The sequence below is a fragment of the Streptomyces sp. NPDC090741 genome (genome assembly GCF_044769045.1).
In the GTDB taxonomy this organism is placed as follows: Bacteria; Actinomycetota; Actinomycetes; order Streptomycetales; family Streptomycetaceae; genus Streptomyces.
In genome coordinates, this window is record NZ_JBIVXF010000012.1 from 59,114 (window position 1) to 79,086 (window position 19,973).

Consider the following 19,973-nt stretch of genomic DNA (forward strand, 5'->3'; position numbering starts at 1 on the left):
GGCAGCGCACCCGCCCCTCCGGCTACGTCCAGGGGACGTCCGGCGCCCGGTAGTACGTGATGTCCTGGGCGTCCAGCCGCGGGCCCTGCGCCGCCACCCGCTGCCGGTACTCCGTCCAGTTCCGCGGGCCCGGGCTCCAGCCCAGTTCCGCGAGGCCCAGGACCCGCGGGAAGGCCATGAACTCCAGGTCGGCGCGGGTCGCGACCGTCTCCGTCCACAGCGGCGCCTCGACGCCGAGGACCGCGGACTCCGGGACACCGGCCGCGGCCAGGTACGTCCCCGGGTCCCAGTCGTAGGCCCTGCGCACCGGGACGAAGCCCGCCCACGCCAGACCCGGCTTCGTCGTCAGGTCGTACTTCATGTCCAGGTACAGCCGGTCCGCCGGCGACAGGATCAGCGGGTGGCCCGCCTTCGCCGCCGCGGCCACCGCCGCCTTCTCCGCGGCCGCCGTCCTGTCGTGGCCCCAGTACTGGAGCACCGCCCCCGGCGCCGGGCGGGCCGTGGCCAGCTGGTGCCAGGCCACCACCGTCTTGCCGTGGCGCCCGACGATCTGCTGGGCCCGGTCCATGAACGCCGCATAGTCCGCCGCCGGCGTCGAGTGCGCCTCGTCGCCGCCGATGTGCAGGTAGCGGCCCGGCGTCAGCTCGGCCAGCTCGCCGAGCACGTCGTCGACGAACTCGTACGTCCGCTCCTTGCCGACGCACAGCGAGCTGAAGCCGACCTTGACGCCGGTGTAGCGCTCGCGCGCCTTGCCGTCGCAGTTCAGCTCCGCGTAGGAGGCCTGGGCCGCGTTCACGTGCCCCGGCATGTCGATCTCCGGGAGCACGTCCACGTACCGCTCCCCCGCGTACGCCACCAGGTCCCGGTACTGGTCCTTCGTCCAGTACCCGCCCGGCCCGCCGCCGACCTCGCTGCCGCCGCCGTACTCCGCCAGCCGCGGCCAGGAGTCGATCGCGATCCGCCAGCCCTGGTCGTCGGTCAGGTGCAGGTGCAGCGTGTTGACCTTGTACTGGGCCAGCTGGTCCACGTACCGCTTGACCTGCTCCGCCGTGAAGTGGTGGCGGGCGATGTCCAGCATGGCCCCCCGGTAAGCGAACCGGGGCGCGTCGGTGATCTCGCCGCCGGGCACCGTGCCCGGACCGGCCACCGGCAGCAGCTGCCGCAGCGTCTGCCCCGCGTGGAAGAGTCCTGCCGGGGTCCGGGCGGTCAGCGTGACCCCGCTCGGGCCGGACTCCAGCCGGTACCCCTCGGCGCCGGTCCCCTGCGCGTGCTCGTCGAGCCGCAGCCGGATCCCGTCGCCGTCGGCCCCGTCGACCACCGGCAGCGGGAGCCCGCTGGGGCCCCTGAGCTGCTCCGCGAGGAGCTCGCCGACCCGCCTGACCTCCTCGCCGCCGCCCGGGCCGCTGCGGATGACCGTGCCCGCGCCGACGGCGTACCCGGGGCCTTCGGCGCGTGCGGAGGCCGGCGCCGGCAGGAGCTGTGCGTAGGGGGCGAGGGCGGCCGGGCGGCCGTCCCCGGGTCTGGCGTCGGCCTCGGGGGACGCGGCGCAGGAGACGGCCGCGCCGAGGACGAGGAGTGTGCCGAGCGTGCGTCGCAGGACTCTCATAGGGCAGGTATAGGCCAACTGGCGTGCCGGGGCCGGTGCGAGAATCGACGGATGGCGGAAATCATCCAGAAGGACGGCACATGGACCTTCGACGGGGACGCGGTGCGGATCGTGCCCGGCCGCGACAAGGGGGTGGGGCTGCTGCGCCAGACGCTGGGCGAGGTGGTCGTCCCGCTGCGCGCGCTCGCCGGGGTCAGCCACGAACCGGGCCGCAGGGCGGGCCGGTTGAGGCTGAGGCTGCGTGACGGCGCCGACCCGCTGCTCCAGGTGACGGGCGGGCGGCTGCCGGAGGCCTCCGACCCGTACCGGCTGACGGTGGACGCGGACCGGACCGGGGTGGCGGAGTACTTCGTGGACGAGGTCCGTAACGCGCTGCTGCTGGACCAGGTGGACCCCGGTCCGGCGGACGCGTACCTGCTGCCGGGGCCGGCCGTGCCGATCACGGTGGCCGCGGGGGACGGGACGGTGGCCTTCGACGGCGACCGGGTGGCGCTGGACTGGAACTGGACGACGGAGGAGGCCAAGTGCTCCGGCGGGCCGCGCGAGTTCCGGATCGCGGACCTGCGGGCGGTGGAGTGGTCCCCCTCGAAGGGCCTGGACAACGGATGGATCCGGTTCACGCTGGCGGGCGCCCCGGCGGCTCCCGCGCCCAAGTACGACCCGTACACGGTGGAGCTGTTCGGCTTCAAGAAGGATCCGCTGATGGCGCTGGTCGCGTCGGCCGTGGCGGTACGGATGCCCCATCCCCGGGGCGCCGCTGCCCCGGCCGAGCCCGCCCCGGCCCTGCCGAAGCCGCCGGTGCCGGAGCTCGCGGCCTCGGCCCCCGAGCCGGCGGCCCCGGAGGACCACGACGCCCTGCTGCGCCGGCTGCGCGAGCTCGGCGATCTGCACCAGGGCGGCATCCTCACGGCCGAGGAGTTCGCCGCGGCCAAGCAGGCCGTTTTGCGACGTTTCTGACCTTTACCTTCGCCCTTCGGTGAGCGGATTTACGCCTTCCGCTGGTCTGGACCAGAGGGATCCTGCCCGATTCCGGGCAGGATCTTTGCGTTCCCGGCCGTGGCCAGTCAGTATCTACGGGTGCTCGACCGCCGCCCGTCTCATGACGATCTCGTCGACCACCTGGTGCGCAGCACCGCGCTGCAGCGCGGCGAGGCCGCCCGGGTGGTGCTCGACGTACTCGCGTACTTCGACGAGACGACCGAGGAATTCGTGCGCCGCCGCCACCGTGAGCTCCAGTCCGGCGGCGCGGTCAACGCGGAGATCTTCGAACGGATCGCGGCCGAGCTGCCGCACCGCGCCGTGGCGCCGCCGGAGCTCTCGCTCCGGCAGCTGCGCCGCATCGTCTACGGCTGAGCGACAGGGCCGGCCGACGGCCAGGCGCGGCGACAACAGCGGCAAGGGCAACCGAACTTCAGGAGGGGCAAGACTTTATGTGCGGAATCGTGGGTTATATCGGCAAGCGTGACGTGGCACCGCTGCTGCTGGAAGGCCTGCAGCGACTGGAGTACCGCGGGTACGACTCCGCGGGCATCGTCGTCAACAACCCGAAGTCCCCCGCGCTCAAGGTGGTCAAGGCCAAGGGCCGCGTCCGCGAGCTGGAGTCCCGGGTGCCCAAGCGCTTCGCGGGCACCACCGGCATCGCCCACACGCGCTGGGCCACCCACGGCGCGCCGAGCGACATCAACTCGCACCCGCACCTCGACGCCGAGAACAAGGTCGCGGTCGTCCACAACGGCATCGTCGACAACGCCGCCGAGCTCCGCGTCAAGCTGGAGTCCGAGGGGGTCGTCTTCGTCTCGGAGACCGACACCGAGGTCATCGTCCACCTGATCGCGCGCTCCCAGGCCGACACCCTGGAGGAGAAGGTCCGCGAGGCCGTCAAGGCGATCGAGGGCACGTACGGCATCGCCGTCATGCACGCCGACTTCGCCGACCGCATCGTCGTGGCCCGCAACGGCTCGCCGGTCGTCCTCGGCATCGGCGAGAAGGAGATGTTCGTCGCCTCGGACGTCGCCGCGCTCGTCGCCCACACCCGCCAGGTCGTCACCCTCGACGACGGCGAGATGGCCACCCTCAAGGCCGACGACTTCCGCACCTACACCACCAGCGGCGCCACCACCACGGCCACGCCGGAGACCGTGGAGTGGGAGGCCGCCTCGTACGACATGGGCGGCCACGACACGTACATGCACAAGGAGATCTCCGAGCAGCCCGACGCGGTCGACCGCGTGCTGCGCGGCCGGATCGACGACCGCTTCAACACCGTGCACCTGGGCGGCCTGAACCTGGACCCGCGCGAGGCGCGCGGCATCCGCCGGGTCAAGATCCTGGGCTGCGGCACCTCGTACCACGCGGGCCTGATCGGCGCCGGCCTCATCGAGAGCATGGCCCGCATCCCCGCGGACGCCGAGCCGGCCTCCGAGTTCCGCTACCGCAACCCGGTCGTGGACCCCGACACCCTCTACATCGCCGTCTCGCAGTCCGGTGAGACGTACGACGTGCTGGCCGCCGTGCAGGAGCTCAAGCGCAAGGGCGCCCGCGTCCTCGGCGTCGTCAACGTGGTGGGCTCCGCGATCGCCCGCGAGGCCGACGGCGGCGTGTACGTGCACGCCGGCCCCGAGGTCTGCGTCGTCTCCACCAAGTGCTTCACCAACACGGTCGTGGCCTTCGCGCTGCTCGCCGTGCACCTGGGCCGGATCCGGGACCTGTCGGTCACCGACGGCAAGCGGATCATCGAGGGCCTGCGCAAGCTGCCCGCGCAGATCCAGGAGATCCTCGAAGGCGAAGAGGACATCAAGAAGCTGGCGGCCGAGTACGCCGAGGCCAAGTCGATGATGTTCATCGGCCGGGTCCGCGGCTACCCGGTGGCCCTGGAGGCCTCCCTCAAGCTCAAGGAGATCTCCTACATCCACGCCGAGGCCTACCCGGCCTCCGAGCTCAAGCACGGCCCGCTCGCGCTCATCGAGCCGGCGATGCCGACGGTCGCGATCGTCCCGGACGACGACCTGCTGGAGAAGAACCGCGCGGCGCTGGAGGAGATCAAGGCCCGCAGCGGCCGGATCCTCGCGGTCGCCCACCGCGAGCAGGAGAAGGCCGACCACACGATCCTCGTGCCCAAGAACGAGGACGAGCTGGACCCGATCCTGATGGGCATCCCGCTCCAGCTGCTGGCCTACCACACGGCCCTGGCCCTGGGCCGGGACATCGACAAGCCGCGCAACCTGGCGAAGTCCGTCACGGTCGAGTAGTCGCGGCGGGCGCGCAAGCGCACCAGGCACGCAGAACGGCCCCCGGGGATTCCCCCGGGGGCCGTTCCCGTACGTCCGCTTCCGACGTGCGCTTGCGCAGGACCTCAGCCCGCGGCCACCGCGCCGCGGCCGGAGGTCTTGCCCAGTGCGGTGGGCCAGTGGGCCAGCGCCGCGGTGGCGCCGTACCAGAACAGCAGCCCGGAGAGTGCGGCCGCCCAGCCGGCTGCCTTGGCGAGCCCGCCGCTGTCGGCGAAGGAGCCGACCGCGAGGAGCAGCAGGGAGAGGGTGAGCAGGGCGTACGCGCCCTGGCCGAACAGTCCGCTCGTGGCGCTCACGGTGAGGGTCAGCGCGAGCAGGGCGAAGAGGACCAGGAACAGTCCCGCTGCGTGTGCGGAAACCTTTCCGTCCGCCCCCGACGCCCAGGTGAACCAGAAGGCGCCGAGGCCCGCGAACGCCGTTCCGTTGAACCCGTTGCCGCCGCGGAATTCGAGGACTCCGAGGACGAACAGGGCGAGACCGCCGATGTAGGTCGCGAGTGACACGGAGTTGGCGACGGACACGCCGCTGACGACGGCGGTGTGGCCGATACCGAATGCGAGAAGGGTGAGACCCAGGGCTATGTTCCCGAGGGTCGAAGTCGAGGCCGTGCTTCCCGCAGAGACACCATTGTCCACGGCGGGCTCCCTTCGATCTGCAGTTGTTTGCTGCGTCCCAGCAGCATTTATCTACCCTTTACATGGGGGTTCACAACCGCACGAGCGACGTACAGTGGGTTACGGAATGACAACAACCGGTCGCTGCGCGCGCTTGGCCAGCCGGCCCGCCACGGAGCCGAAGATCCGGCCGACGATCCCGTGCGTCGAGCCCACCACGATGGCGTCCGCCGAGTACTCCCGGCCGACCTCCTCCAGCTCGTGGCAGATGTCCCCGCCCCGCTCCACCAGGATCCACGGCACCTCGGCGAGGTAGTCGGCGCAGGCGAGCTCCAGCCCCAGCACCTCGGTGCGGTGGTCCGGCACGTCCACGAAGACGGGTGGCTCGCAGCCGGCCCACACGGTGGTGGGCAGCCGGTTGGCCACGTGCACGATGATCAGGCCCGATCCGGAGCGGCGGGCCATCCCGATCGCGTACGCCAGGGCGCGCTCACTGGACGTGGAGCCGTCGAACCCCACCACGACCCCGTGCCGGAAGGCCGGATCGCAGGGATGACGTGTCTGTTCCGCCGCGCGCAGGTCGCTCGACGTGTGGTCGGCGAGCGGTTTGCGCTTGCGGTCCGCGGGTTCGGGAAATTCGTGACCGGCCATGGATGTCTCGGCGAAGAGGTCCTCGGGGGAAGGGACAAGGCGGCGGAGCGACGATGGGCGGAAGCAACGATTGAAAAAATGACGACTCAGGGTGACGGAGCTCTGTCCGGGAAGCATCTTCCCAAGCCCTTACCCACCAGGGTACGGCGACACTCCTGTCCTGCACAGGGCATGCCGCCCTTGGAGAGCGTCCCAGGGAGCATGCCGGAGACGGGGCTCCTTGGCAATGGCCGCTGTCCCCTACAGCCAGTGACGAGTTGCCGCACGTGCCACTCGTGCGCCACCCGTGCGCGCAGTGACCGAGCCCCGCCGCGCACCGTTGGACAGGCGTCCGACCGTCCAGGAAGAGCCCGCAGGGAGCACGCCGTGCCCGGCCATCCGGTTCACCCCGTCCAGCCCGCTCAGCCGACCGTTCACCCGTCCGTGCACCCGGCGAGACGCCCCCATGACGACCCCGCGGGTGACGTGGTCCGCTGGGCCGCCTTCAGCTGCCTGCTCGTGCCCGTGGTGCTCGTCGTGTACGGAACCTCCTTCGGCGGGGCCGCCGTCGCGACCCTCGGGCTGGTCGCGGTCACGGCGGCGTGCCGGGCGATGCTGCGCTACTCGGAGAAGGCGGAGCGGGCCGCCCTGGTTCTGGCGCAGGACCGGCTGCCGCCGGGCAGGCGCCCCCGGCATTCGCGCGCCGGGAACGGGTCCGGGGGCCGCGGCTGCCACACGTTCGGTGGAATCTCCCCAGAGGACTGACTGATTCGCACACCCACACCCGCATGTTTTCAGCCAAGTTCCCGGAACAGTGCCGGTCTTGCCGGAATGCCCCCTCAACCCCCCTACCACCAGCGACGACAGAGCGAGGGGGGCTCCGAGACCCTACGGGTACTGGCCATGGCCGGAGGGCGAGCTTCCCACTCCGGTAGCGGAGTGGAAGGCTTCCTGATCGAATGCTTTTCGCCAAGTTGCCAAGTCGACATAGCGCTGCGTGCTGAACTTGTCACGCCGACACCACGGGACGCAGTAGATTCGATCATGTATTTACGGCGGGGGATCCACGTGCAAGGCCGAGGGGAAACGTGCAGGTGCGACCAGACCAAGGAGTCGCGACACCCAAGGGGGGCTTAGCCATGAGCCAGGATTCCACCGCCGTCGTCGCGGACGCCGGCAGGAAGCTCGCGGGGCGTCGCCGCAGGGAGATCGTCGCGGTGCTGCTGTTCAGCGGCGGCCCGATCTTCGAGAGCTCCATTCCACTTTCCGTGTTCGGCATCGACCGGCAGGACGCGGGAGTTCCACGCTATCGACTGCTCGTCTGCGCCGGGGAGGACGGTCCGCTGCGGACCACCGGCGGACTCGAGCTCACCGCGCCGTACGGGTTGGAGGCGATCGCCCGGGCAGGCACGGTCGTCGTCCCGGCCTGGCGCTCGATCACTTCACCGCCGCCTCCGGAGGCGCTCGACGCACTGCGTCTGGCGCACGAGGAGGGCGCCCGGATCGTCGGACTGTGCACGGGAGCCTTCGTGCTCGCCGCCGCCGGTCTGCTGGACGGCAGGCCCGCCACGACGCACTGGATGTACGCGCCGACGCTGGCCAAGCGGTACCCGTCCGTCCATGTCGATCCGCGCGAGCTGTTCGTCGACGACGGTGACGTGCTCACGTCCGCGGGCACCGCGGCCGGAATCGACCTGTGCCTGCACATCGTGCGCACGGACCACGGCAGCGAGGCGGCCGGGGCACTGGCCCGTCGGCTCGTCGTCCCGCCGCGCCGCACGGGCGGCCAGGAGCGCTATCTCGACCGGTCGCTGCCGGAGGAGATCGGCGCCGACCCGCTGGCCGAGGTCGTCGCCTGGGCCCTGGAGCACCTCCACGAGCAGTTCGACGTGGAGACGCTCGCGGCCCGCGCGTACATGAGCCGGCGCACGTTCGACCGCCGGTTCCGCTCGCTGACCGGCAGCGCGCCGCTCCAGTGGCTGATCACCCAGCGGGTGCTCCAGGCCCAGCGGCTGCTGGAGACCTCCGACTACTCGGTCGACGAGGTCGCCGGGCGCTGCGGGTTCCGCTCGCCGGTCGCCCTGCGCGGGCACTTCCGGCGGCAGCTGGGGTCCTCCCCGGCGGCCTACCGCTCGGCCTACCGGGCGCGCCGGCCGCAGGCCGAAGTGTCCCAGGTCACGGAGATGCAGGGGGGCCCGGTGCCGCACCAGCGCACCCCGCAGCCCCAGCGGGCGGCGGCGGCCCTGGCCGCGGCCGGCCCGACGGTGACGGAGCTGTACGCCCCGAACCGGGTCCTGCGCGAGCACGCGTAGCTCCCGCCACGGGCACTGCCTGACGGAAGGTCCCCCGCATCGGTCACCACCGAAGCGGGGGACCTTCCGCGTAATCCGCATAAGCTGGGCCGCATGAACGATCGCATGGTGTGGATCGACTGCGAGATGACCGGGCTCTCGTTGACGGACGACGCACTTATCGAGGTGGCCGCACTGGTCACCGACTCGGAGCTCAACGTGCTCGGCGAAGGCGTGGACCTCGTGATCCGCCCGCCGGACGCGGCCCTGGAGACCATGCCTGACGTGGTGCGCGAGATGCACACCGCCTCCGGACTGCTCGACGAGCTGGCCGGCGGGATCACGCTCGCGGACGCCGAGGCGCAGGTCCTGGCGTACGTACGGGAACATGTGAAGGAGCCCCGCAAGGCGCCGCTCTGCGGAAACTCGGTCGGTACCGACCGCGGATTCCTGCTGCGCGACATGCCCGCGCTGGAGAGCCACCTGCACTACCGGATCGTGGACGTGTCCTCGGTCAAGGAGCTGGCGCGCCGCTGGTACCCGCGGGCGTATTTCAACAGTCCGCCGAAGAACGGCAACCATCGGGCGCTCGCGGACATCAAGGACTCCATCGCCGAGCTCCGGTACTACCGGGAGGCGGTCTTCGTCCCGCAGCCCGGGCCCGACTCGGACACCGCCCGGGCGATCGCCGCCAAGCACACCCTGTCCGCCGAATAGGACCCGGCGGGAGCCTCCGGAGGCGGGGCAGGGGAAAGGGGGGCGCGAGCACCCTCCCGGACCCTGTACCCTTTTCTTCGGCCGGTCGGTTTTCCGACCGGACATGGTGGGTGTAGCTCAGCTGGTAGAGCACCTGGTTGTGGTCCAGGTGGCCGCGGGTTCAAGTCCCGTCACTCACCCTGCGAGAGGGCCTCGGTCCGCGAAAGCGGACCGAGGCCCTCTGCATTTTCCTCTGACGCGGCTGCCCTCTCAGGCCGCACGCGTCGCCCACGCCGCCCCCTGACTAGCGGCGGCGTTGGCCCGCGTAGAGGAGGGTTGCGGCGGTCAGGGCGTAGAGGCCTGCGGTGATGCCCAGGCCGACGGGGTCGACGGCGCGGTTGTCCGCGGCCTCGATCCACGGGTCCAGGCCGCCCAGCCGGTCCTTGAAGAGGACGACGCGCCGCCCCGTCGCGAACTGGCCGTGGCAGTTCTGGATGTCGCCCAGCTCCGCGCGGCTTCCCGCGTCGTCGAGGACCCGGCAGAAGTGCCGTACGTCGCCCTTGCCGTTGACCCGCTCCCCCGCCTCCACGACCACCGCGCCCGTGCTTTCACCGAGCTGCTTGAGGTACGTCTCGTTGAGGTTGGACCCGGCGAACAGTCCCAGCGCGAACACTGCGAAGCCCACCAGGGTCGCGGCGCCCGCCCGCTTCCAGGCCGAGCCCGCCACGATCGGACCCGCCGCCGCGGCGGCGAGGACGATCAGGACTCCGACCCACAACATGCCGTAGGGGTACTGGCTGACGAAGCCGCCCACCGTGGCCGCCGTGGGAATCAGCGCGGCCCAGAACAACGTGTTCGCCGTCCGCCGCGGCCGCACGGCCGCTGCCGGTGCCCCCTCCGGACTCCCCGCCATAGCGATCTTCTGCATCCCGACACCCTAGGCGCGGAAGGCCTCCGCGTGGCCATGGGCCCAGGTTTCGAAGGAGCGGGCCGGGTGGCCGGTGAGGTGCTCGACGGCGTCGGTGATCTCGACCGGGAGCCCGTCACTGGCCGCCCAGTAGTCGAGGAGCGCGTCGGCGTAGGGGCCGGGTATGTACCCGTCGACCTCGGCCTTCCACTGCTCGGCGGTGACGGACTCGAACGGTATGGGGGCGCCCAGGACCCCGCCGAGTATCGCGAGTTGGGTCGCGAACGTCAGCGGCTGCGGTCCCGTCAGGTGGTACGCGCGGCCCGAGAGGGCCGGGTCGGTGAGGACGGCGAACGCGGCCTCGGCGAGGTCGGCCTCATGGACCGGGTCGCAGTACGCGCCCGGGTAGGGCAGGTGGACCGGGCGGCCGGACTTCAGCGACCAGGCCCAGCCGAGGGCGTTGCTCGCGAAGGAGCCGGGACGCAGCAGAGTGGTGCGCAGCGGGGAGGCCAGCAGGGCCTCCTCGACGGCGAGATGGGAGGCGGCCAGCGGGCTGCCGGCCGCGCCGGGGGCGAGCACCGAGGACGAGGACAGGAGTACGACGTGCTCGACTCCGGCGGTGACGGCCTCCTTGACGAAGGCGTCGACGGCGGAGGCCTCGGCATAGAGGAAGACGGACCGGACTCCGGCCAAGGCCCCCGGGAAGGTCGCGGGATCGCCGAGATCGCAGCGGACGGTATCTGGTGTGTCCGGCTCGCGGGAGGCGAGGCGGTGGGGGACGCCGTGAGCGGCGAGGAGGGAGACGAGACCGCGGGCGACGGAGCCGCGGGCACCGGTGACGAGGATCGACATGACGGGTTCCTGCTTCCTGTTCGTGTTCGTGTTCACGCTAGAATGAGTACCTGACACAGATTCTGCACCATAAATATTCTGCGTCACACAGATAAATTTCAGGCATGGAGAAGCCGATGTCAACCGATTCCCCTCGTTCGAGTGCGGGCGCCGGCGATGAGTGGAGCCGCGCCGAGCTGCTCGCGCGCATCGTCACCGAGAGCCAGCGGCACTACGCCGACTACTCGCTCTTCGCCCAGGCCATGGCCGACCACGTCGGCCTGCACCCCACCGACATGCAGTGCGTCGGGCTCCTCGACATGGAACCCGGCCCCGTCAGCACCGGGGACATCGCCCGCCTCACCGGCCTGACCTCGGGCTCCGCCACCCGCCTCGTCGACCGGCTGGTCAAGGCCGGCATCGTCGAGCGCCTCGCCGACCCCCACGACCGGCGCCGCTCCCTCGTCGCCCTCGCCCCCGAGGCCCGCCGGCGGATCGGCGAGGCCTGGGACACCCCCGGCCGGGCCTTCGGCGCCGTCCTGGAGAGCTACTCCGACTCCGAACTCGGCGTCATCGCCGACTACCTGCACCGCGCCGCCGAGGTCGGCCGGGCCCAGGCCCGGCGCCTGAACTCCGGCGACTGAGCCCCCGTACACGCGCCGGCGGCCGCCGCCGCGCCGCTCGCGGTGGCGGCCGCCGACCAGGCACGGGCGCGTACAGGCGCTACGCGCTCCGCATCTGCGAGAGCCCTCTCGCCAGATCGTCCGCGTTCATCACCGGGCTGATCTCGATCTCGGCGTTCAGCTCCATGAACAGGCCTTCGAGAAGCGGCGGCATCTCCGCGCTGTCCTGCATGTCGAAGACGATCCAGCAGCTCCGGACGCCCTCGGAGGGTCCGAAGTACGCGGCTTCCGGCTTTACCTTCTCCATGAGCGTCTTCATGGCCTGGGGCAGGGTGCCGGTCCTGGTGGCCTCATTGGCGGCCTGCGTGTCGATATGGGCCCGGAGCATGACTCTCATGCCTGACTCCTTCCGTCAGGCCCACACTCGGCGGGGCCACGGGCACCGGCAACATCTCCTCGGCCATCCGGCCCCGGCCCGGGGGTGTCCTCAGTCGCCCGCCGTCGCGCCCTGGATCTGGAAGTTGAAGTCGGCGTGCCCGAGCGTCCCCATCAGACGGAGCCAGATGGGCAGGAGCATCTCCGTCCCGCGGGCCGACTCGATGCCGCCGAGGTCGAGGACGCTCGCCTCCGACCAGCCGAAGGAGTAGAGCAGTTCGCGTACGGACTTCTTGGCGTCGGCGTCCTCGCCCGACAGGAACACGGTGTGCTCGCCCGGCACCCGCGCCGGTTCGACCATGACACGGCAGTTCATCGTGTTCAGCGTCTTGACCACCCGCAGCCCCGGGAACGTCCGCTGGAGCAGTTCGCCCAGGCTGTCGTCGTTCACCGGGTCGAGGGTGGGCGGGAACCCCCGCGAGAAATCGAGCGGGTTGGCGATGTCGATCAGCACCTTGCCGTCCAGGTGCGCGGCGTCCGCCTCCGTCAGGGCGGCCACGCTGACCTGCCCGCCGGTGGCGTTGACCAGGACGTCGCCCTGCCGGGCGGCATCGGGGAACGGGGCGAGGCCGACCCGCGGGTGGGCCTCCTGCCATTCGGCGTACTCGGTGCGGGCGAGGGTGGCCTCGGGGTCCCGGGTGCCGATGACCACCTCGTGCCCGAGCGAGACGAGGCGGGCGGCCACCGTACGGCCGACGATGCCGGTGCCGAGGACTGCGTAGCGCATGACCGGTTCCATTCCGTTGGGGGAAGGGACGAAGGACGACCAACAACCCCGTACGGTACGCGTCAGCCGCGCCGCTTGCGCCGGCTGACCCGACGCGTCCGTACGCCGCCCGACCCGCCCCGCGCCCGGTCGTCCAGGGCGATCCACACCCTGACCTCGGTCCCGCCGAGCATCGAGCGCCCGATCCGCACGTCGCCGCCCGTCGATTCCGCGACCCGGCGCACGATGTCCAGCCCGAGCCCCGTCGAACCGTCCCGTCCGCCGTCGTTGCCGCGCCGCAGTGCCGCGTCCGGATCGGCGATCCCGGGGCCCGCGTCCGAGACGAGCACGATGACCGCGTCCCCCGCGTCGTGGACGTCCACCGCGAACGGGGTGCCCTCCGGGGTGTGCCGGAACACGTTGCCGAGCAGGGCGTCGAGCGCGGCCGCGAGCTCCGGCCGGGCGACCGGGAGCCGTACCGTACGGTCCACGCCCGCGAGCCGGACCTCGCGGCCCTCGTCCTCCGCCAGCGCCGACCAGAAGGCCATCCGGTCGCGGATCACCTCCGAGGCGTCGCAGCCCGCTCCGGCCCCGCCGCCCGCCGCGGACGCCGGCGCGCGCTGTTCACGGGCGGTACGGATGATCGTGTCGACCTCCCGTTCCAGCTGCTCCACCGCCGCCCGGGTCTGCTCCGCGGCCGGCCCGTCGCCGAGCGAGGCCGCGTTGAGCCGCAGCACCGTCAGCGGCGTCCGCAGCCGGTGCGAGAGGTCGGCGGCCAGCTCCCGCTCGTTGGCGAGGAGTTCCACCACCTGGTCCGCCATCGAGTTGAACGCGACGGCCGCCGAACGGAGTTCCTTCGGCCCGTCCTCCGGCACGCGCGCCCCCAGCCGGCCCTCGCCCAGCTGGTGCGCGGCGTCCGCGAGCCGCTCGGCCGGCCGCACCAGCCGGGCGCCGAGCCGGTCGGCGACCGCCACCGAGCCCACGATCAGCGCCAGTCCCACGCCCGCGAGGACCACCCAGGCCGTCGCGACGCCGTTGCTGACCTCGCTCTCCGGTACGAAGATCTCCACGACGGCGATGTCCCCCGACCCCAGGGCGGTCGGCTGGAGCAGCGCCGAACCGCCCCCGGACAGCGGGGCCGTCATGGCCCGCCCCATCCGCCGGGTCTCCTCCACGGCGTGCGCCCCGGCCCGCGTGGTGCCGATCTCCACCGGCGCGCTGCCGCCGATCGCGGGCACGTGGACCGCCATCCGCCGGGCCGCGCCCATCTGCGTGGACTCGACGGCCTTGCGCAGCTGCCCCGGGTCGGTGGTGATGGACAGCGTCGGGCCGATCGTGGCGGCCTGCCGCTCGGCGTTGGAGAAGGCCCGGTCGCTGGCCATCTCCTGGACGACGAGCCCGAGCGGTACGGCGAAGGCCACGACCACCATGGCCGTGACCGCGAGGCACACCTTGACCAGTGCCCATCTCATCTCCGTCGGCTCGCTCCGCCGCGGCAGCGGCTGTTGCCACCGTCGACCGCGCGGCGCAACAGTGCGGCCACCGTCGCCGTCTGCGGCCCGGCGGCCACGCGTGCGCCGCTCACGCGGGCGGCTCCAGCTTGACGCCGACCCCCCGCAGGGTGTGCAGGTACCGCGGCCGCGCGGCCGTTTCGCCCAGTTTGCGGCGCAGCCAGGACAGGTGCACGTCGATCGTCTGGTCGTCCCCGTACGACTGCTGCCAGACCTCGGCGAGCAGCTCGCGCCGGGCCACGACCACCCCGGGCCGCCCGGCGAGGAAGGCCAGCAGGTCGAACTCCCGCCGCGTGAGGTCGAGTACGGCCCCGTCCAGCTCGGCCTGGCGCCGCAGCGGATCGATGGCCAGCCCGCCCACCCGCAGCACGCGCGAGGGCGGTTCGGCCCCGGCGGCCGCGCGGGCGCGGCGCAGGACGGCGGACATCCGGGCGGAGAGGTGCTCCACGGAGAAGGGCTTGGTCAGGTAGTCGTCGGCGCCGTCGTTGAGGAGCCGGACGATCTCGGCCTCGTCGTCGCGCGCGGTGGCGATGATCACCGGCACGTCGGTGATGCCTCGCAGCATCTTCAGTGCCTCCGACCCGTCGAGGTCGGGCAGCCCGAGGTCGAGGATGACCACGTCGAACCGGTGGTGGGCGACCTCGCGCAGCGCCTCCAGGGCCGTACCGACGCTCCGCACGGTGTGCGAGGCCTCGGTCAGGTGCCGGATCAGGGCGGAACGTACGAACTGGTCGTCCTCGACCACGAGCACACTTGCCATGGCCCGCACCGTAGTCCATTAGGGGGACCCTGCGGGGTGTCGGGCCGCCTCCCGGACCAGTGGTGCAGTATGTGCCCTGATGCACCGAGGACTTGTTCACGCACTTGCCTGGACGCTGGCGACCGGGGCGGCGGTGACGCTGTCCTGGTGGGGCGTGCACACGGTCATGTCCGGAACGGCCTACGATCCGCCGCTGGCGGTGCCGCTCACCACGCAGCCGCTGTCCTCCTCGACGCACCGCGCGGCGGCGTCCTCGCCTCCACCGGCCTCGGACACGCCGTCCCCGTCCGCCGCCTCCCCCTCGGCTTCGCCCTCCGCCGGCGCCTCCCCCGCGAAGCCCCCGCAGAAGGCGGCCCCGCCGAGCCCGCGCCAGGACGAGCAGCGGGGTGACGGCGGGGACCAGGGCAACGTGAAGGCCTATCCGGTCACGGGTGGCCGGGTGGTCTTCGACCTCGGTACGTCCTCGGCCGAGCTGGTCTCGGCGACGCCGGACGCCGGCTGGCAGATGCAGGTGTGGAAGCAGCCGTACTGGATCCGGGTCACCTTCACGAAGGCGGGCCGGGAGATGTCGGTCTTCTGCACCTGGAACGACCACCCGCCGATGGTGGAGACGTACGGGGGCTAGGGGGTGTCCGTCAGACCATGACGGTGATGTTCGTCGCCTGCGGCCCCTTCGAGCCCATGCTGACGTCGAACTGGACCCTCTGGTTCTCCTGGAGCTCCTTGAATCCGGCCCCCTGGATCTCGCTGTAGTGGGCGAAGACGTCCGCGCCGCCGTCCTCGGGTGCGATGAACCCGAAACCCTTCTCGGCGTTGAACCACTTGACGGTGCCGTTGGCCATGTTCGTGTCTCCCTTGCCTTGCGGATGCCCGCTCGCCCCGGCGGGGCGCTCGACTCGCAGACATACCCGCCCGCGGGGTGTTCGGAGCGCAAGGTCATCCGTACGAGGGCGTGTCGCGGAGGGTCGCTGCCGCTCAGCGAAAGACGGAGGGCGGGGGCTCCGGCGAGGCCACCGCCGAGGCGTCCGCGACCGGGGCCGCGCCGCCCGCGAAATCGGCGAGGGCCCGGCCGTGCTCGACCCGCCCGGGATGCGGGTCGCTCGCGACCCGGCGGGTGAACTCGCCGACCGGCAGCTCCCGGTCGGCTGCCACCAGCACCGCGTTGCCGAACCGTTTCCCCCGCCACACCACCGGGTCGGCGGCCAGCGCCAGGTGCTCGAAGCGTGACGCGGCCGTCGCGATCTGGCCCTTCAGGTGCGCGAGCGGCGGACCGTCCGCGAGGTTGGCCACGTACCACCCGCCCGGCGCGAGGGCCCGCCGTACGTCGTCCAGGAACTCGGCGCTCGTCAGGTGCGCCGGAGTGCGCGCGCCGCTGAACACGTCCGCGATCACCAGGTCGGCCCAGCCGTCCGGAACCTTCGCCAGGCCCGCCCGCGCGTCCACCGCCCGGACCCGGACCCGCGCCTGCGGGTCCAGCGGCAGGTGTTCCCGTACGAAGGCCACCAGGGCGGCGTCGATCTCCACGACCTGCTGGGTCGAGCGGGGCCGGGCGGCGGCCGTGTAGCGCGCGAGGGTGAAGGCGCCGCCGCCCAGGTGCACCACGTTCAGGGGCTGCCGGGCGGGCGCGACGAGGTCGATGAGGTGGCCGATCCGGCGCTGGTAGGCGAAGTCGAGGTACCCCGGATCGCCCAGGTCCACATGCGACTGCGGGGCTCCGTCGATGAGCAGCGTCCAGGCCTGCGCGCGCTCCCTGTCCGGAGCCAGCTCCGCCGTGCCGCCGCTCACCTGCCCGACGACCGCCTCGGAGCCCGCGCTCCCGCTTCCGCTTGCGCGCCCGCGCTGCCTACCGCCGCCGCTGCTGCCTTTGCCCTTGCCTGCCACCACCCCATTGTCGCCGGTCAGCGGCAGTTGTCCGCCGCCTCGATCAGGCGGGCGGCCTCGCCGAGCGCGGCCCGCAGCACCTCCGGGTCGGTGACCGGACCGACGGCTTCCGGGGGGAGCAGCCAGCCGGTGTCGCCGGCGGTGGGCGAGACGTCGCCGAAGCGCATGCCGCGCCCGTCGGTCTGGGTGCAGGCGCTGCCCGGCATGTCCCAGGCGTCGGCGGTGCCGGGCGGGACGAGGAAGCCGAGGGTGTCGTCGGAGCCGTCGTGCAGCACCGGGCCGACCCCGCCGGGCAGGCCGGCGGCGCGGCGGATGATGTCCACGGCCTCCAGGCCCTGCCGGGTGGGCACGGTCACCAGGTCCGGCGCCTCGGCCGGTGCGACCGCCACGGCGGTCGCGGCCGGGACGGGGATCGCACCCGAAGACGCGGGCGCGGTGTTCATTCCAGTGTTCTCCATGCCGCCCTCCACCAAGGGAACCCCTCCTCGATCCGCGTACGAGCGGGGCGGGAGTCAGCTCACACCCCGCACGGGCTCAACGCGCGAAAACGTCAACGGGTGCGGTGGCAAGACGCTGCAAAGGATGGCACTTCATGGCGGATCGCGGGTGAGATATCCCTTTTGTAGCCAAACATCGCATCAACCGTCCGCCTCTGGCGGTACGTTCATGCGCGCCGGACCCGGCTCCATCCCGCGGAACCGGCGGTGCGTCCCTTGCCAGAGAGGCCACGTCCATGGCGGCGTTCCCCCACTCACCCAATCAGACGTTCCGGCGGCTGCGCGGCCGGCACTCCCCGGCCGAGTTCGCGGCCATGGTGCGCCGGGCCGCGAAGGAGATCGGAGAAACGGTTTCCTGCGACGCCCGCTACATCGGGCGGGTCGAGTCCGGCGAGATCCGCTGCCCCAACTACGCGTACGAGCGGGTCTTCCTGCACATGTTCCCCGGCCGGACTCTGGCCGATCTGGGCTTCTCCCCGCGCGAGGCGGTCCGCGGCCGGTCCGCGCAGCGCTCCGCCCCTTTCACCCACAAGGAGAGCGACGTGCTGCGTCGCGCGTTCATGGCGGGCGGTTCCGCGACCGTGGCGGCCGCCACGATCGGCTTCACGCTGCTCGGCGACACCCGCCGGCCGCCCTCCCGGGCCGGCGAGTCCGAGGCGGCCGCGGTCGAGGAGGCCGTACGCCAGATCCGGCTGCTGGACGACCGGCACGGGGCCGACGCCCTGTACCGCAAGGCCGCCGAACCCCTGCGCACCGCCTACGCGCTACTGGACGCGGGGGCCTCCCGGCAGTCCACCGAGGACCGGCTGCACGCGGGCGCCGGTGAACTGGCCGTCTCCGTGGGCTGGCTGGCGCACGACTCCGGCCGCTTCGACGACGCCCGCTCGCACTACGCGGAGGCGCTGGCGACGGCCCGGGTCTCGGGGGACGCGGGCCTGGAGGCGCACGCCTTCAGCAACATGGCCTTCCTGGCCCGGGACTGCGGCCGGCCCCGGGAGTCCGTACGGGCGGCCCAGGCGGGCCGCCGCGCCGCCCGCTCCCTCGGTTCCCCGCGGCTGCTGTCGCTGCTCGCGCTGCGCGAGGCGGGCGGCTGGGCGGGGCTGGCCGACCGCAAGGCATGCGAGGAGGCGCTGACCCGGGCGCACACGGAGTTCTCCCGCGGCACGGCGGCCGCGGACCCGGAGTGGATGTCCTTCTTCGGCGAGGCCGAGCTGGAGTCGCTGGAGTCGCGGTGCTGGGCCGCCCTCGGGGAGTACGCCCGCGCGGCCCGGCACGCCCGCCGCGCGGCGGACCTCCAGGATCCGCACTTCGCCCGGAACGTGGCCCTCTACACGGCCGAGCTGGCCGACGACCTGGCCCGCGCGGGCGCCCCGGACGAGGCGGCCTGGGCGGGGGGACGGGTCCTGGACCTGCTCACCGAGGTGCAGTCCACCCGGATCCGGTCCATGCTCTCGGGCACGGCCCGCGTCCTGGTCCCGCACCAGCGCAGCCCCCGGGTGGCGGCCTTCCTGACCCGCCACGCGACGGTCTGACCACACGGCCACACGGCCACACGGCCACCCGACCGCGCGGCCGCTGCGCTCAGCCGCCGACGTACTCGTAGACCGCGCCGTCCGGGTGCCGGAGCACGGCCCGCCGCCCGTTCGGCGTGTCGGCGGGCGCCGCGACGAGCTCGGCGCCGGCCGCCTCGGCCGTCGCGACGGCCGCGTCCAGGTCGGTCACGCCCAGCGTCGCCGCCACCCCCTCGAACCGCTCCGCGACCGCGTCCGGTCCGGCGAAGAGGAGGAACGGGCCGACGGCCGCCAGCTGCAGACCGGCGAACGCGAACCGGTTCGCCGGCTCGCCGGTCAGCTCCTCGTAGAACGCCTGGGCCGCGTCGAGGTCGGGCACGCGCCGCCGGATCACCACGGATTCGATCGTCATGACCCCATCCTCGCAGCCGCGCCGATCACCCAACCAGCCACTCCGCCATGGGACTTCGGGCTGGGGCTTGGGCTACAGGTCCAGGTGACCCGTGTCGTTCCAGCGCTCCAGGGCGGGGGCCCCGTACGCCCAGCCCAGGACCGAGAGGGAGGTGGGCTCCAGGCGGATGCGAGCGCCGAAGGAGGCCTCCAGGCCGAGCCAGCGGGCGGCCAGGGTGCGCAGGATGTGCCCGTGGGCGAAGACCAGCACGTCTCGCTCCGCCGAGCGGGCCCAGGCGACGACCTCGTCGGCCCGGGCCGCGACGTCGGCCACGGACTCGCCGCCCGGGACCCCGTCGCGCCAGATCAGCCAGCCCGGACGGATCGCCTGGATCTCGGCCGGGGTCATTCCCTCGTAGTCCCCGTAGTCCCACTCCATCAGCACGTCCCACGGATCCGCCTGGGCGCCGAAGCCCGCCAGGTCACAGCTCTCGCTCGCGCGGACCAGCGGGCTGGTGCGGACCTCCACACCGGGCAGGCCGTTCCACGGGGCGCGGGCCAGCCGCTCGCCGAGCAGCTTCGCGCCGCGCCGGCCCTCCTCCAGCATGGGCACGTCGGTGCGTCCGGTGTGCTTGCCGAGCTGGGACCACGCCGTCTGGCCGTGCCGGGCCAGGAGGATGCGGGGGGCCATAGGGAACTCTCCCGGTAAGTAGCAGTTCATACGACTTTGGGCGATTGCGTCGTCCAACCATCATCCAACACATGAACACCAGGCAACCCATTCCGTCGTACAAGCG

The 19,973-nt window shown here is 72.4% G+C and carries 23 protein-coding genes and 1 tRNA gene; 10 read left to right on the plus strand and 14 right to left on the minus strand.

From position 1 onward, the window contains the following. Positions 1 to 22: 22 nt before the first annotated feature. A complete protein-coding gene (locus tag ACIQU4_RS28930) occupies positions 23 to 1,606 on the minus strand; it encodes a beta-N-acetylhexosaminidase (RefSeq protein ID WP_403736687.1) in 1,584 nt (527 codons plus the stop codon). Positions 1,607 to 1,657: 51 nt separating this feature from the next. Between ACIQU4_RS28930 and ACIQU4_RS28935 the strand changes: the two genes are divergently transcribed. The 3 genes from ACIQU4_RS28935 (at position 1,658) to glmS (ending at position 4,854) form a co-directional block, all read left to right on the plus strand. Then, complete coding sequence (locus ACIQU4_RS28935; protein ID WP_403736690.1) at positions 1,658 to 2,563, plus strand: DUF4429 domain-containing protein; 906 nt, start codon at positions 1,658 to 1,660, stop codon at positions 2,561 to 2,563. Between the two features lie 120 nt (positions 2,564 to 2,683). Next, positions 2,684 to 2,959, plus strand: coding sequence for a hypothetical protein (locus tag ACIQU4_RS28940; protein ID WP_030008735.1), 276 nt, complete (start codon positions 2,684 to 2,686; stop codon positions 2,957 to 2,959). Between the two features lie 77 nt (positions 2,960 to 3,036). Further along, positions 3,037 to 4,854 (plus strand): glutamine--fructose-6-phosphate transaminase (isomerizing), encoded by a 1,818-nt coding sequence (gene glmS / locus ACIQU4_RS28945; protein ID WP_403736693.1) that lies wholly within the window; start codon positions 3,037 to 3,039, stop codon positions 4,852 to 4,854. 104 nt (positions 4,855 to 4,958) lie between these two features. On the opposite strand, the gene ACIQU4_RS28950 is transcribed toward glmS, so the two are convergent. Then, on the minus strand, positions 4,959 to 5,528 hold the full coding sequence (locus ACIQU4_RS28950; protein WP_403736695.1) for a GPR1/FUN34/YaaH family transporter: 570 nt from the start codon (positions 5,526 to 5,528) through the stop codon (positions 4,959 to 4,961). Between the two features lie 99 nt (positions 5,529 to 5,627). Beyond that, positions 5,628 to 6,158 (minus strand): universal stress protein, encoded by a 531-nt coding sequence (locus tag ACIQU4_RS28955; protein ID WP_385579478.1) that lies wholly within the window; start codon positions 6,156 to 6,158, stop codon positions 5,628 to 5,630. A 366-nt stretch (positions 6,159 to 6,524) separates the two neighbouring features. Between ACIQU4_RS28955 and ACIQU4_RS28960 the strand changes: the two genes are divergently transcribed. The 4 genes from ACIQU4_RS28960 (at position 6,525) to ACIQU4_RS28975 (ending at position 9,324) form a co-directional block, all read left to right on the plus strand. Next, the gene (locus ACIQU4_RS28960; RefSeq protein ID WP_403736697.1) at positions 6,525 to 6,902 is read left to right on the plus strand and encodes a hypothetical protein; all 378 of its coding nucleotides are present in this window, start codon (positions 6,525 to 6,527) and stop codon (positions 6,900 to 6,902) included. Positions 6,903 to 7,276: 374 nt separating this feature from the next. Continuing rightward, a complete protein-coding gene (locus ACIQU4_RS28965) occupies positions 7,277 to 8,449 on the plus strand; it encodes a helix-turn-helix domain-containing protein (protein ID WP_403736699.1) in 1,173 nt (390 codons plus the stop codon). Between the two features lie 93 nt (positions 8,450 to 8,542). Further along, positions 8,543 to 9,145: an oligoribonuclease gene (orn, locus tag ACIQU4_RS28970; RefSeq protein ID WP_053690441.1), complete on the plus strand. Its 603-nt coding sequence runs from the start codon at positions 8,543 to 8,545 to the stop codon at positions 9,143 to 9,145. 106 nt (positions 9,146 to 9,251) lie between these two features. After that, a tRNA-His gene (locus tag ACIQU4_RS28975) sits at positions 9,252 to 9,324 on the plus strand. Between the two features lie 104 nt (positions 9,325 to 9,428). On the opposite strand, the gene ACIQU4_RS28980 is transcribed toward ACIQU4_RS28975, so the two are convergent. Continuing rightward, positions 9,429 to 10,052, minus strand: a complete 624-nt coding sequence (locus ACIQU4_RS28980) for a hypothetical protein (RefSeq protein ID WP_403736701.1) — start codon at positions 10,050 to 10,052, stop codon at positions 9,429 to 9,431. A 9-nt stretch (positions 10,053 to 10,061) separates the two neighbouring features. Then, positions 10,062 to 10,919, minus strand: a complete 858-nt coding sequence (locus ACIQU4_RS28985) for an NAD(P)H-binding protein (RefSeq protein ID WP_403736704.1) — start codon at positions 10,917 to 10,919, stop codon at positions 10,062 to 10,064. Between the two features lie 80 nt (positions 10,920 to 10,999). On the opposite strand from ACIQU4_RS28985, the gene ACIQU4_RS28990 reads away from it, so the two are divergent. After that, entirely contained in the window at positions 11,000 to 11,506 is a 507-nt protein-coding gene (locus tag ACIQU4_RS28990; RefSeq protein WP_403736707.1) for a MarR family winged helix-turn-helix transcriptional regulator, read from the plus strand. Positions 11,507 to 11,585: 79 nt separating this feature from the next. On the opposite strand, the gene ACIQU4_RS28995 is transcribed toward ACIQU4_RS28990, so the two are convergent. From ACIQU4_RS28995 to ACIQU4_RS29010, 4 genes are all read right to left on the minus strand, one after another. Beyond that, entirely contained in the window at positions 11,586 to 11,882 is a 297-nt protein-coding gene (locus ACIQU4_RS28995; RefSeq protein WP_403736710.1) for a hypothetical protein, read from the minus strand. Between the two features lie 90 nt (positions 11,883 to 11,972). Beyond that, positions 11,973 to 12,647, minus strand: coding sequence for an NADPH-dependent F420 reductase (locus ACIQU4_RS29000; RefSeq protein WP_403736713.1), 675 nt, complete (start codon positions 12,645 to 12,647; stop codon positions 11,973 to 11,975). 62 nt (positions 12,648 to 12,709) lie between these two features. Then, positions 12,710 to 14,098 carry a sensor histidine kinase gene (locus ACIQU4_RS29005; protein ID WP_403736715.1) on the minus strand — a complete coding sequence of 463 codons (1,389 nt, stop codon included), beginning with the start codon at positions 14,096 to 14,098 and terminating at the stop codon, positions 12,710 to 12,712. A gap of 109 nt (positions 14,099 to 14,207) precedes the next feature. Beyond that, positions 14,208 to 14,897, minus strand: a complete 690-nt coding sequence (locus ACIQU4_RS29010) for a response regulator transcription factor (RefSeq protein WP_134075592.1) — start codon at positions 14,895 to 14,897, stop codon at positions 14,208 to 14,210. Positions 14,898 to 14,976: 79 nt separating this feature from the next. Between ACIQU4_RS29010 and ACIQU4_RS29015 the strand changes: the two genes are divergently transcribed. Next, entirely contained in the window at positions 14,977 to 15,522 is a 546-nt protein-coding gene (locus tag ACIQU4_RS29015) for a hypothetical protein (protein WP_403736718.1), read from the plus strand. A gap of 10 nt (positions 15,523 to 15,532) precedes the next feature. On the opposite strand, the gene ACIQU4_RS29020 is transcribed toward ACIQU4_RS29015, so the two are convergent. From ACIQU4_RS29020 to ACIQU4_RS29030, 3 genes are all read right to left on the minus strand, one after another. Further along, positions 15,533 to 15,739: a cold-shock protein gene (locus ACIQU4_RS29020; RefSeq protein WP_403736720.1), complete on the minus strand. Its 207-nt coding sequence runs from the start codon at positions 15,737 to 15,739 to the stop codon at positions 15,533 to 15,535. Positions 15,740 to 15,872: 133 nt separating this feature from the next. Beyond that, positions 15,873 to 16,778: a spermidine synthase gene (locus ACIQU4_RS29025; RefSeq protein ID WP_403736722.1), complete on the minus strand. Its 906-nt coding sequence runs from the start codon at positions 16,776 to 16,778 to the stop codon at positions 15,873 to 15,875. A 17-nt stretch (positions 16,779 to 16,795) separates the two neighbouring features. Next, positions 16,796 to 17,236, minus strand: coding sequence for a hypothetical protein (locus ACIQU4_RS29030; RefSeq protein ID WP_403736725.1), 441 nt, complete (start codon positions 17,234 to 17,236; stop codon positions 16,796 to 16,798). Between the two features lie 275 nt (positions 17,237 to 17,511). Here ACIQU4_RS29030 and ACIQU4_RS29035 point away from each other — a divergent pair, with 275 nt between their 5' ends. Continuing rightward, positions 17,512 to 18,807 carry a tetratricopeptide repeat protein gene (locus tag ACIQU4_RS29035; RefSeq protein WP_403736729.1) on the plus strand — a complete coding sequence of 432 codons (1,296 nt, stop codon included), beginning with the start codon at positions 17,512 to 17,514 and terminating at the stop codon, positions 18,805 to 18,807. Between the two features lie 49 nt (positions 18,808 to 18,856). On the opposite strand, the gene ACIQU4_RS29040 is transcribed toward ACIQU4_RS29035, so the two are convergent. Both ACIQU4_RS29040 and ACIQU4_RS29045 read right to left on the minus strand, forming a co-directional pair. Continuing rightward, complete coding sequence (locus ACIQU4_RS29040; RefSeq protein ID WP_403736732.1) at positions 18,857 to 19,198, minus strand: VOC family protein; 342 nt, start codon at positions 19,196 to 19,198, stop codon at positions 18,857 to 18,859. A gap of 72 nt (positions 19,199 to 19,270) precedes the next feature. Then, a complete protein-coding gene (locus ACIQU4_RS29045) occupies positions 19,271 to 19,867 on the minus strand; it encodes a histidine phosphatase family protein (RefSeq protein WP_403736735.1) in 597 nt (198 codons plus the stop codon). Positions 19,868 to 19,973: the final 106 nt, after the last annotated feature.